Annotated in this window: 12 protein-coding genes; 8 read left to right on the top strand and 4 right to left on the bottom strand. The window is 73.0% G+C overall.

From position 1 onward, the window contains the following. Positions 1-4: 4 nt before the first annotated feature. Positions 5-673: a TetR/AcrR family transcriptional regulator gene (locus ACNAVT_RS18490; protein WP_416297832.1), complete on the bottom strand. Its 669-nt coding sequence runs from the start codon at positions 671-673 to the stop codon at positions 5-7. Positions 674-843: 170 nt separating this feature from the next. Between ACNAVT_RS18490 and ACNAVT_RS18485 the strand changes: the two genes are divergently transcribed. Beyond that, positions 844-2283 (top strand): APC family permease, encoded by a 1440-nt coding sequence (locus ACNAVT_RS18485; RefSeq protein WP_416297830.1) that lies wholly within the window; start codon positions 844-846, stop codon positions 2281-2283. Continuing rightward, positions 2280-3293, top strand: coding sequence for an acetamidase/formamidase family protein (locus ACNAVT_RS18480; RefSeq protein ID WP_416297828.1), 1014 nt, complete (start codon positions 2280-2282; stop codon positions 3291-3293). Before ACNAVT_RS18485 ends, ACNAVT_RS18480 begins: the two co-directional genes overlap by 4 nt. Positions 3294-3384: 91 nt before the next feature. Here ACNAVT_RS18480 and ACNAVT_RS18475 read toward each other — a convergent pair whose 3' ends face one another. Together ACNAVT_RS18475 and ACNAVT_RS18470 are read right to left on the bottom strand one after the other, a co-directional pair. Next, a complete protein-coding gene (locus ACNAVT_RS18475) occupies positions 3385-4128 on the bottom strand; it encodes a metallophosphoesterase family protein (RefSeq protein ID WP_416297827.1) in 744 nt (247 codons plus the stop codon). A gap of 242 nt (positions 4129-4370) precedes the next feature. Continuing rightward, positions 4371-5048 carry a Crp/Fnr family transcriptional regulator gene (locus tag ACNAVT_RS18470; RefSeq protein WP_007073398.1) on the bottom strand — a complete coding sequence of 226 codons (678 nt, stop codon included), beginning with the start codon at positions 5046-5048 and terminating at the stop codon, positions 4371-4373. A 129-nt stretch (positions 5049-5177) separates the two neighbouring features. Here ACNAVT_RS18470 and ACNAVT_RS18465 point away from each other — a divergent pair, with 129 nt between their 5' ends. From ACNAVT_RS18465 to ACNAVT_RS18440, 6 genes are all read left to right on the top strand, one after another. Next, the gene (locus tag ACNAVT_RS18465) at positions 5178-5840 is read left to right on the top strand and encodes an adenosylcobinamide amidohydrolase (RefSeq protein WP_416297824.1); all 663 of its coding nucleotides are present in this window, start codon (positions 5178-5180) and stop codon (positions 5838-5840) included. Positions 5841-5929: 89 nt separating this feature from the next. Further along, complete coding sequence (locus ACNAVT_RS18460) at positions 5930-7096, top strand: CapA family protein (protein WP_416297822.1); 1167 nt, start codon at positions 5930-5932, stop codon at positions 7094-7096. 62 nt (positions 7097-7158) lie between these two features. Continuing rightward, the gene (gene nth, locus ACNAVT_RS18455; RefSeq protein WP_416297820.1) at positions 7159-7938 is read left to right on the top strand and encodes an endonuclease III; all 780 of its coding nucleotides are present in this window, start codon (positions 7159-7161) and stop codon (positions 7936-7938) included. Next, the gene (locus ACNAVT_RS18450) at positions 7935-8546 is read left to right on the top strand and encodes a TlpA family protein disulfide reductase (protein ID WP_416297819.1); all 612 of its coding nucleotides are present in this window, start codon (positions 7935-7937) and stop codon (positions 8544-8546) included. Before nth ends, ACNAVT_RS18450 begins: the two co-directional genes overlap by 4 nt. 114 nt (positions 8547-8660) lie before the next feature. Beyond that, entirely contained in the window at positions 8661-9353 is a 693-nt protein-coding gene (locus tag ACNAVT_RS18445; protein WP_416297818.1) for an NUDIX hydrolase, read from the top strand. Positions 9354-9416: 63 nt separating this feature from the next. Next, on the top strand, positions 9417-10595 hold the full coding sequence (locus ACNAVT_RS18440) for a MarP family serine protease (protein WP_416297817.1): 1179 nt from the start codon (positions 9417-9419) through the stop codon (positions 10593-10595). 19 nt (positions 10596-10614) lie between these two features. Here the strand turns inward: ACNAVT_RS18440 and ACNAVT_RS18435 are convergent, their stop codons facing one another. Beyond that, the gene (locus ACNAVT_RS18435; protein WP_416297816.1) at positions 10615-11418 is read right to left on the bottom strand and encodes a phosphatase PAP2 family protein; all 804 of its coding nucleotides are present in this window, start codon (positions 11416-11418) and stop codon (positions 10615-10617) included. Between the last annotated feature and the right edge of the window lie 44 nt (positions 11419-11462).

The raw sequence follows: 11462 nt of genomic DNA, 5'->3' as shown, positions 1-11462 counted from the left end.
GGGGTCAGGGCCGCTCGCTCCCGGGCGCCGCGCCGGCGTCCGGCGGGCCGGCTTCGGGCGGGCCGGCGTCGGGCGTGAGCAGCGCGGCGAGCTGGCGCTTCCAGGTGTGCAGCAGGGCGGTACGGCGGGCTGAGTCGTCGCTGAGCAGGTTGGCCACGCCGAGGCCGCGGAGCAGGTCGAGGGTGGTCTGCACCGCCTCCCTGACGCCGGGCCGGCGCTCGTCCACCCCGAGCAGCTCGACGGTCAGCCGGTGCATCTCCCGGCCGACCCGGGCTTCGAGGGGCACCAGGGCGTCGCGTAGCTCGGGGTCGGTCCGGGCGGCCACCCACAGCTCCAGGGCGGCGACGAAGAGCGGCCCGGTGAAGGCGGCGGCGAGCAGGTCGACCACCCGGTCGAGCCGGCGCGGGCCGGCCGGCACCGCCTCGGCCTCGGTACGCAGCTCCGCCGCCCGGCGTTCGGTGAGGTGGGCGACGGCGGCGGTGACCAGGGCTGCCCTGGTCGGGTAGTGGTGCAGCTGAGCACCCCGGGAGACGCCGGCCCGGGCCGCCACCAGGATCGTGGTGGTGCCGGACCAGCCGTGCTCGACCAGGCATGCGACGGTCGCCTCCAGCAGCCGGGCCTGGGTGGCGCGGCTGCGCTCCTGCTGCGGGACGCGGGTCGGTGCGACGGGCACGGGGACAGCGTCCCGCCAAGGGAAACAAACAGTCAAGATTGATTCTTTTGTTGGTCCGACGGTCGGGGAGGTGGGCGCTTTGTCGATGTTTTCAGTCTCGGCACATGGATCTTCCCGTCCGTCGGGCGCTGGGCTAGCGTCCGGCCTCAACAACATCAAGGAGGTGCGCCTTGAACCAACCTCCCGACCCGGCCGCGACGGCCGCCCAGGTCGAACGTTTCGGTTACCGCCAGGAGCTGAGCCGCTCGCTCAGCTTCACGGACCTGCTCATCTACGGACTGATCTTCATGGTGCCGATCGCCCCCTTCGGCATCTTCGGCAGCGTCTACGCCGGCTCCGGCGGCATGGTGGCGCTGACCTACCTCATCGGCATGGTCGCGATGATGTTCACCGCCCTGTCGTACTCGCAGATGGTCCGTGCGTTCCCGATGGCCGGATCGGTCTACACGTACACCGGGCGCGGCATCGCGCCGCCGGTCGGTTTCCTGGCCGGCTGGGTGATCCTGCTCGACTACATTCTCGTGCCCGGCCTGCTCTACCTGGTGGCCAGCGTGGCGATGCACTCCCTGGTGCCCGCCGTGCCGGTCTGGCTGTGGCTCGCCGCCTTCGTCGTGCTCAACACGATCGTCAACTACCTCGGCATCCAGATGACCGCCCGGGTCAACCGCTTCATGCTCGCCGCCGAGCTGATCATCCTGGCGATTTTCCTGGTCGTCGGAGTGGTGGCGCTGGCGCAGGGCAAGGGTGAAGGCTTCTCGCTGCGGCCGCTGTTCAACCCGGACACGTTCTCCTGGCCGCTGGTGTTCGGCGCGGTGTCCATCGCCGTCCTGTCCTTCCTCGGCTTCGACGGCATCTCCATGCTGGCCGAGGAGAGCCGGGAGGAGGCGCGTCGGATCGGCCGATCGATGGTCGCGGCGCTGCTGCTGGCCGGCGCACTGTTCATCGTGCAGACGTGGGTCGCGTCGATGCTCGTACCGGACGCGGGCGGCCTGCTCGACAGCGGCGACCCCGAGGGCACAGCGTTCTACGACGCCGCCCGTGTCGCCGGTGGCGGCTGGCTGGCCGGGCTGACCGCCCTGGCCACCGCGATCGCCTGGGGGTTCGCCAACTCGCTGGTGGCCCAGGCCGCGACCTCCCGCCTGCTGTACGCGATGGCCCGCGACCGGCAGATGCCGCGCTTCCTGGCCCGGGTCAACGCGAGACACAAGGTGCCGGCCAACGCCACCCTGCTGGTGGCGGGCATCTCCCTGGCGCTGGGTCTCTACATGGCGAGCCGGGACGACGGCATCTCACTGCTGTCCACTCTGATCAATTTCGGCGCGATGACGGCGTTCCTGGCGCTGCACGTCTCGGTCGTGACGCACTACGTCGTCCGCAACGGCAGCCGGGACTGGCTGCGGCACCTCGTCGTACCGGTGATCGGGTTCTTGATCCTCTTCTACGTGGTGATCAACGCAAAGGTCGCCGCGCAGGTGCTCGGATTCGTATGGCTGGGAATCGGGGTGATCGTGCTGATCACCTTCTACGCGATCGGCCGGCGTCCCGAACTCCCCGCTCTCGCCGAGGCCGCGCCCGAACCCGCCGACGAGCCCGTCAAGGAGCCGCAGTGACCGAGGTCGTCAAGTACCGGCCCGAGCCGGACGAGCTGTCCTACACCTTCGGCGGGCGGGAGCCGGTGCGCCGGGTACGCCCGGGCACCATCCTCGAGCTGTACACCGAGGACTGCTTCGGTGGCCGGGTGCGCGGGGTGGACGACCTGCCCTCGCAGGTGTGCGAGTTCCCATACCTCAACCCGGTGACCGGACCGATCCACGTGGAGGGCGCCGAGCCGGGGGACACCCTGGCCGTCCACTTCGTCGCCATCGAGCCCGCCCGGGACTGGGCGGTGTCGACCACCTTCCCGCACTTCGGTGCGCTCACCGGCACGCACACCACCGCCACCCTGCATCCGCCGCTCGACGAGGTGGTCTGGCGGTACGACGTCGACGTCGCCGCCGGCACGGTGACGTACCGGGCGCGGCGGGGTGACTATTCGGTCGAGCTGCCGCTGGACCCGATGCACGGCACGGCGGGGGTGGCGCCGGGTGCCTTCGAGGCGCGGATGACGATCACCCCGGACGCGCACGGCGGCAACATGGACAGCCCGGAGTTGCGCGCCGGGGTCACCGCGTACTTCGGCGTGAACGTGCCGGGAGCGCTGTTCGCCCTCGGCGACGGGCATTGCCGGCAGGGCCACGGCGAGGTCTGCGGCACCGGCGTCGAGGCAGCCATGAACACGACCGTCGTGGTGGACGTCATCAAGGCCGCGGGCACTCCGTGGCCGCGGCTGGAGTCCGACGACGCCCTCATGTGCACCGGCTCGGCGCGCCCACTCGAGGACGCCTACCGGATCAGCCAGCACGACCTGGTCACCTGGACCGCCGAGCTGGTCGGCCTGGACCAGCTCGATGCGTATCAGCTGATCAGCCAGGCCGGTGAGGCACCCGTCGGGAACGTGTGCGATCCGAACTACACCATGGTCGCCAAGGTGGACAAGCGCTACCTCGGTGGGGTGAGCGCGTACGACGGGGTGCACGCCCGCCTGCGCGAGGTGGCCCGGGACTATCTGACCCACCGCTGAGTGGACGCGGGACCGGCCGTGCCCACCAGCTCGGCCGGGTCCGCTCGCCTGGGCCGGTGGGGGCCGGTGGCGGGCCCGGCCAGCGGTGGCGTCAGCGGCCGTCGCGGGGACCGAAGACGGCGAGGGCGTCGGCGTCGCTGTGCCGGGAGCGCAGGTACTCGTCGGCCCAGGCGGCGGCGTCCGGGAAGGTCGACTCGGCGGCCACCCGGGCGCACGCGGCGTCCACGTCGTACCCGGTCCGGCGCAGCTGCACGCCCGGGCCGAGCAGCGCCCACCAGGCGCCCGCCCCGCCGTACGGCATGCCGACGCTGCCCGGGTTGACCACGAGCCGCCGGTCGACCAGCCGGGTGAACGGCATGTGGGTGTGCCCGCAGATGACCGTGCCCACCTCGGCCGGCACCCCGGCGAAGACCTCCGCCCAGCGTTCCAGCCGCGAATCCACCAGCACGACCTCCTCGTCGTCCCGGGGCGTGGCGTGGCAGAACAGCACCTGGCCGAGGCCGGCGATCGGCAGGGTGACGGCCGGCGGCAGCGCGGCCAGCCGGGCGACCTGGTCGCCGCGGAGCTGCTCGGCGGCCCAGTTCGAGACGTCGACCGGGGACTTCCGGCCGGCCCGCGCCTCGACCAGCTCCCGGTCGGCGTTGCCGCCGACCCAGCATGCCCGGTCGCCGAGCCCGGCGAGCAGGTCCAGCACCTCGACCGGCTGCGGACCGGCCGCGATGTCGCCGGTGAGCACGATCAGGTCGGCGTCGGCCACGTCCGGCTCGGCCAGCACGGCCTCCAGCGCGGGCAGCACGCCATGGATGTCGGAGAGGACCGCGACACGTTCGAGCATCGTTCCACCGTGGCCCCGGCCCGACGCGCTGTCCAGGGATTCTGCGTCGGGCAGACACGGCGCCTCGAGGATTGCGCCGGGCGCCACCGCGCGGTCCGGTTCATCATCCCGAGCCGCAGGGCCGCTGGCGGCCCGGGCCGTACGCCGGCATCCGTGGCGACGCCCGACCACCGAGGGCTGGGAAGGCGGCCGGCCCGGACCGCATCGGGGCGGGCCGGGCCGGGACGTGCGTGCGGGAGCTGTCAGACCCGCGCGCGGCGGGCCAGGCGCTCCGGGTCGAGGATGATGATGCTCTTGCCGTCCAGGCGCAGCCAGCCGCGGGAGGCGAAGTCCGCCAGCGCCTTGTTGACGGTCTCCCGGGAGGCGCCGACCAGCTGGGCGATCTCCTCCTGGGTCAGGTCGTGGGTCACCCGGAGCACGCCGCCGTCGCGGGTGCCGAACCGGCCGGCCATCTGGAGCAGGTTCTTGGCCACCCGACCCGGCACGTCCGTGAAGATCAGGTCGGCCAGCGAGTCGTTCGTCCGGCGCAGCCGGCGGGCGAGCACCCGCAGCAGTTGCTCGGCGATCTCGGGCCGGTTGTTCAGCCAGGGCCGCAGCGCCTGCTTGCGGAGCCGGACCAGCCGGGTGTCGGTCACCGCCGTGGCCGTCGCCGTACGCGGGCCGGGGTCGAAGAGCGACAGCTCGCCGACCATGTCCGACGGGCCCATCACGGCGATCAGGTTCTGCCGGCCGTCCGCCGCGCGGCGACCCACCTTGATCTTGCCGGACAGGAGGATGTAGAGGCTGTCGCCGGGTTCGCCCTCGTTGAAGACGACCTCGCCCTTGCGGACCTCGATCGTCTCCATCTCCTTGGCGAGCGCCTCGGCAGCCTCCGGGTCGACACCCTGGAAGATCCCGCTGCGGGCCAGTACCTCGTCCATCGCGCACCTCCGCCTGCGCGTGCCGTCCGTCGGCCGGGTCCGCCGTCCGCTGATCCCTCGCGCGCCGCCAGTCTAGGCGCACATGAGCGGGAATCAGAGGTGCACCCCTCGGATCGTAGGCTCGGGGATGTGCTGAGCGAGCCTTTCCTGACCACCCGTGACGAGGACGGACGGAACATCCCATTGCTGGTCTGGCGTGCCGAGGAGCCGCTGCTGGCGGTCGGCACGGCACCGCTCGGCGGCGGGATCGGCGTACGTCGGTGGGTGGTCAACGCGACCGTGCCGATGTCGTACGACCGGGACGACCCGGCGAACCACCTGGCCGAGATGGCCGACGGGCTGGGCCTGGCCGGACCCGGGGTCGGGCTGCTGACCGGGGTCGACGTGGCCGAGGTGGTGGCCCGGGCCGACACCGGCGTGCGGGTGTGGGCGACGGTCGGGCTCGGTACCCCGGTCTGGGCCGCCGCGCCCGCGCCCGCGGCCCCCGTTCAGCGCGTCGGCACGGTCAACATCGTGGTGCACGTCCCGGCCCGGCTCGGCGAGGCCGCCCTGGTCAACGCGGTGGCCACGGCCACCGAGGCGAAGACGCAGGCGATCTGGGAGCTGGGGCTGCCGGCCACCGGCACCCCCACGGACGCGGTCACCGTGCTCTGCCCGGCCGGCGGCGAGCCGGCCTCGTACGGCGGCCCCCGCTCGACCTGGGGTGCCCCGCTGGCCCGGGCCGTGCACGCGGCCGTCCGGGCCGGCGGTGCCGGCGCGGTCGTCCCCTGGTCCGACCGCCGGGCGGGCTGAGCCGGCCGGCGGCCGCCCGCTCGACCGGCCGGCCATTTCGACCGATCGGCCATCGTCAGAACGTCGCCCGAACGGTACCGTCGCGGACGATGTACGCTTCCTCCCCCTCCGCGCCCCGTCCGCGTCGTCGACTGGCCGCCCTCGGCGTGCTGATCTTCGCCCTGCTCGCCGCCGGCTGCGCCGATTCCGCCGGCGACGGGGCGGTATGGCAGTCGGGCGCGGGGGGCGGGTCGACCGGCTCGCCGGTCCCCGCCGGCACCGCCCAGTCCGGTCAGCCGGGCAAGGCCGAGAAGACCATCACGCTGACCGCGACCGGCGACGTGATCATGGGTAACGCCCCGAACCGGCTGCCGGCAAACGGGGGCAAGGGCTTCTTCGACGACGTCAAGGCCGCGCTCAAGGGCGATCTGGTGATGGGCAACCTGGAGGAGCCACTCACCGTCGACACCGGCGCCGGCAAGTGTGGGCCCACCCCGAAGAACTGCTTCCAGTTCCGGGCGCCCCCCGGTTACGCGGCGCACCTGCGCGCCGCCGGGTTCCAGCTGCTCAACCAGGCCAACAACCACGGGTACGACTACGGCCAGCAGGGCTATGAGAACACCCAGTCCGCGCTGGAGGCGCACGGGCTCAAGCACACCGGCGCGCCCGGCGAGATCACCGTGGTCGACGTCAAGGGCGTCAAGGTGGCCGTCCTGGGCTTCTCGTCGTACCCGTGGTCGAACAGCCTCACCGACCTCGACGCGGCGAAGAAGGTGGTCTCCATGGCCACCGGGATGGCGGACGTGGTCGTGGTGCAGGTGCACATGGGGGCCGAGGGCGCCGACCGGACCCGGGTCAAGCCGGGCACCGAGATGTTCTTCGGGGAGAACCGGGGCGATCCGATCCGCTTCTCGCACGCGGTGATCGACGCCGGTGCCGACCTGGTCGTCGGGCACGGCCCGCACGTGCTGCGGGGCATGGAGGTCTACCGGGGGCGGCTGATCGCCTACAGCCTGGGCAACTTCGCCGGCGGCGGGAAGTCGCTGAACAGCTCCGGCCGGCTCGGCTGGGGCGGCGTGCTGAAGGTCTCGGTCACGGCGGACGGCAGCTTCGTCGAGGGTCAGTTCACCTCGACGGCGATGAACGGCGTGGGGCGGCCGGCGATCGACTCGCAGGACCGTGGCCTCGGGCTGGTCAAGCAGGTGAGCAAGTCCGACTTCCCGAAGACCGGTGCCCGGTTCGACGCGGACGGCCGGATCTCCCCGCCGGGCGCGTAGGACGGCCCGGCCCCGCACGTGGGCCCGCCGGGAGATCGTCCGCGCGACGTAGGCTGGCCGTCGTGCCCACGAGTTCCCCCGAGACCGACCTCGGTCGCACGCGCCGCGCCCGGCGGATCGGCCGGGTGCTGACCGAGACCCATCCCGACGCGCACTGTGAACTCGACCACTCCAACGCGTTGGAGTTGGCGGTCGCCACCATTCTTTCGGCGCAGTGCACGGACAAGAAGGTCAACGAGGTCACCCCGAAGCTTTTCGTCCGCTACCGCACCGCGGCCGACTACGCCGGAGCGGACCGCGCCGAGACGGAGGAGCTGATCCGGCCGACCGGCTTCTATCGGAACAAGACCAGCTCGCTGATCAACCTCGGCCGCGCGCTCTGCGAGCGGTTTGACGGCCAGGTCCCCGGCCGGCTGGCCGACCTGGTCACCCTCCCCGGCATCGGCCGCAAGACCGCCAACGTGATCCTCGGCAACGCCTTCGGGGTCCCCGGCATCACCGTCGACACCCACTTTCAGCGGTTGGTGCACCGGTGGAAGCTGACCACCGAGACCGATCCGGTCAAGATCGAGCATGCCGTCGGCGCGTTGTACCCGAAGCGCGACTGGACGATGCTGTCGCACCGGATCATCTTCCACGGGCGGCGCGTCTGCCACGCCCGCAAGCCCGCCTGCGGCGCCTGCACGCTGGTGAAGCTCTGCCCGTCGTACGGCACCGGGCCGACCGAGCCGGTGGCGGCGGCGAAGCTGCTCAAGGGGCCCCGCGCCCGGGACCTCGCGGCGGCGGTCGGCATCGACCCCGAGCTGGTGCCGCAGCAGGCGGTCGCGGCGGAGGCGCCGTGAACCGCCGGCTCGCCCACCTCCTCGTCCCGTTGCTGCTGGTGGTCGCCGGCTGCACCGCCACCGACGAGCAGCCGGAGGGTGCGGCACCGCCGAAACGGGCCGACCGCCCGTCACCGTTCGCCGACTGCGCCACGCTGACCGCCGCGCCGGCCTCGGCCGACCCGGCGCCGGCCGGCCCCCCGGGCGACCCGCTGCCCGAGCTGACCCTCACCTGCTTCACCGGCGGTGCGCCGGTCGTGCTACGCGACGTGCAGGGCCCGGCGGTTATCAACGTCTGGGCGTCCTGGTGCCCGCCCTGCCGTAAGGAGCTGCCCGCCTTCCAGCGGCTCAGCGAGCGGGCCGCCGGCCGGTTCCAGGTGATCGGGGTGAACAGCCGGGACAGCCGCGGCGGGGCGCAGTCCATCGGCGAGGACTTCGGCGTTCGCTTCCCCATGCTGGTCGACCAGGGAGACGCGTTCGAGCGGGCGCTCGAACGCAACGCCTTCCCGCTGACGGTGTTCGTCGACGCAAGCGGCCGGATCCGGCACACCGACTCGTCCGGCGCGCTGGACGACGCCCGCCTCGCCGAGCTGGTCCGAAAGCACCTCGGCGTGGAGGTTGCACCGTGAGCGCGAGGAGTGAGCCGGGTTTGCGAGCCCCGCAGTCGCGAACAGAGGTTGCACCGTGAGCGCGAGGAGTGAGCCGGGTTTGCGAGCCCCGCAGTCGCGAACCGAGGCCGCACCGTGACCCGTCAGCCGCCGCTGTGGCTGGAGCCGCTGCTCGGCCGGCTCGGCACCGCCCGGGCCGAGGACTTCACCCGGCTCAGCACCCCGGAGAGCGGCGGCCGGGAGAGCGCGGTGCTGGTGCTGCTCGGTGAGGAGCCGGCGGTCGGCCCGGACGTGCTGGTCCTCCAGCGCGCCGCCACGCTGCGCAACCACGCCGGGCAGCCGGCCTTTCCCGGTGGCGCGGCCGATCCGGGGGACGCCGACGCCAGTGCCACCGCGCTGCGTGAGGCGAACGAGGAGGTCGGCCTCGACCCGACCAGCGTCACCGTGCTCGCCGAGCTGCCGAAGCTGTGGATCCCGGTCAGCGACTTCGTGGTCACCCCGGTGCTCGCCTGGTGGCACGCCCCGCACCCGGTGTATCCGTGCGAGCCGGCCGAGGTGGCGCACGTCGCCCGGCTGCCCGTCGGCGAGCTGGTTGACCCGGGGAACCGGATGCGGGTACGCCACCCGAGCGGATGGATCGGCCCGGCCTTCTCGGTGCGCGGCATGCTGGTCTGGGGCTTCACTGCCGGGGTGCTCAACACGCTGCTGGAGATGGGGGGCTGGGCCCGCCCGTGGCCCCGCTCCCGGGTGGTGGAGCTGCCGCCGACCGGGGCCGCGCCAGCGCCTTCGGCCGGCACCGACGAGGTCGACGAGAGCCCGGTTCGCTAACCCGGCCGTCACGATCCGCGATCGGCCGGTCACTCCCAAGTCCGGTGCCCGTACCCTTGACGGGTGTCCGCCGTGGATCTCTTCCTGCTGCTGCTTCTGCTCGTGTTCGCGATCAGCGGATACCGGCAGGGCTTCGCCATCGCGGCGCTGTCGCTCTCCGGGTTCTTCGCGGGCGTGCTGATCGGGCTCCAGGTCGGCCCGTTGGTCGCCCGGCAGTTCGCGGACAGTGGGATCCGGGTGCTGATCTCCCTGGTCGCGATCTTCGGGCTCGCCGTGCTGGGTCAGGCCCTGGCCGGGTGGATCGGCTCCCACCTGCGCCAGACGATGACCAACGAGGTGGCCAAGCGGCTCGACGACATCGGCGGCGCACTCGTCTCGGCCGTCGCGGTCATGCTGGTGGCCTGGTTGGTCGCGGTGCCGTTGGGCTCCTCGTCGGTGCCCTGGGTGGCCTCCTCGGTCCGCAACAGCGCCCTGCTCACGGTGATCGACCGGATCCTGCCGGACAAGGCCCAGGAGCTCTCGACGGCGCTGCGCGACACGGTCGACACCAACGGCTTCCCGGACGTCTTCGGCAACCTCACGCCGACCCGCGCCCGGCAGGTCTCCCCGCCGGATCCGGCTCTGGCGGGCTCCCAGGTGGTGGCGAACAGCCAGCGGTCGGTGGTGAAGGTGTTGGGCTCCGCGCCGAGCTGCTCCCGCCGGATCGAGGGCTCCGGCTTCGTGTACGCGGACGACCGGGTGATGACCAACGCGCACGTGGTGGCGGGCACCCGCTCGGTGGCGGTGGAGCTGCGCGGTGAGCGGTACGACGGTGATGTGGTCGTCTACGACCCGGCGCGGGACCTGGCCGTGCTGCACGTGCCGGGGCTGCCCGGGCCGTCCCTGCGCTTCGCCGCCGGGCAGGCCGGCAGTGGGGCGGACGCCATCGTGCTGGGCTTCCCCCTCGACGGCCCGTACGACGCCCGACCGGCTCGGATCCGGGACGTCGACCGGATCACCGGGCCGAACATCTACTCCTCCGCGGACGTGACCCGGGAGATCTACACGATCCGGGCGCTGGTCCGCAGCGGCAACTCGGGCGGGCCGCTGGTCTCGTCGAACGGGCTGGTGCTCGGGGTGATCTTCGCGGCGGCGGCCGACGACCCGAACACCGGCTTCGCGGTGACCGCCGCCGAGGCCCGGCCGGTGGCGCTGGCCGGCGCGGAGCGCAACCGGGCGGTCGGCACCGGCGACTGCACCTGAGGGCCGGTACCGGAGCGCACTACGCGTGCGAGCCGTCCGGTCCGGGCTCGGCCAGCTCCGGCTCGACACCTTCCCGGGCGGTACGCGCGGGCCGGCGACCGGCGCCGGTCCGCCAGGTGCGGAAGGCGGCCGTCGTCGCGGCGAGCACCGCCAGGCCGAGCAGCCACCCGCCGACCACGTCGCTGATCCAGTGCACGCCGAGCGCGATCCGGCTGAGCCCGGTCACCACCGCGATCAGCACCGCCGCGGCCCACAACGCCCAGCGCAGCGGCCGCCGGTCGCCGGTGAACGGGAGGAAGACCAGCAGCAGGACCCCGGCGGCCAGGGTGGCGTTCAGCGCGTGCCCGGACGGGAAGGAGTAGCCGGTCGCCCGGGCCACCGGGTCGAGCAGTTCCGGTCGATGCCGGCCGACCAGCAGCTTGAGCAGCACGCCGAGCAGGCCGCCGACGGTCATCGTGGTGCCCACCCAGAGCGCCAGCCGTGGGGCCCGGCGGAGCAGCAGCCAGGCAACCACCAGCCCGGCGGCGACCCGCAGCGGTCCGGGCGCGAAGATGTCGGTCCACAGGCTCATCAGCCGTACCCAGGCCGGGTGGTCGAGGGCGTACCGGTGCAGCGCGTCGGCCACCGCGGTGTCCAGCCGGTACAGCGGTGGCCAGGCGGCCAGCACCAGCAGCGCCAGCAGGGCGAACGGCACCAGCACCAGGAACACCGCGGTGGCGGCCAGGGTGAGGAGGAGGCCCAGCGAATGGTCCGGGTCCAGGCGGCGGCTCCGCCAGGAACGCTCGACCGTGGGTCCCTGACCGCCCGCGTCCGACGTGTTCATGCGTTGACCACTACCCAGGGAACCGCCCGGCCAGGCCGGCCGGG

The organism is Micromonospora sp. SL4-19 (assembly GCF_047921475.1).
Taxonomy (GTDB): domain Bacteria; phylum Actinomycetota; class Actinomycetes; order Mycobacteriales; family Micromonosporaceae; genus Micromonospora.
This window is presented reverse-complemented; position numbering and strand designations above follow the sequence as displayed.

What these genes read in the sequence shown, in the direction of transcription:
- ACNAVT_RS18470 (WP_007073398.1), bottom strand. Translation starts at nt 5,048, where the DNA reads ATGGACGAGGTACTGGCCCGCAGCGGGATCTTCCAGGGTGTCGACCCG.
- ACNAVT_RS18460 (WP_416297822.1), top strand. Translation starts at nt 5,930, where the DNA reads ATGTACGCTTCCTCCCCCTCCGCGCCCCGTCCGCGTCGTCGACTGGCC.
- ACNAVT_RS18435 (WP_416297816.1), bottom strand. Translation starts at nt 11,418, where the DNA reads ATGAACACGTCGGACGCGGGCGGTCAGGGACCCACGGTCGAGCGTTCC.
- ACNAVT_RS18475 (WP_416297827.1), bottom strand. Translation starts at nt 4,128, where the DNA reads ATGCTCGAACGTGTCGCGGTCCTCTCCGACATCCATGGCGTGCTGCCC.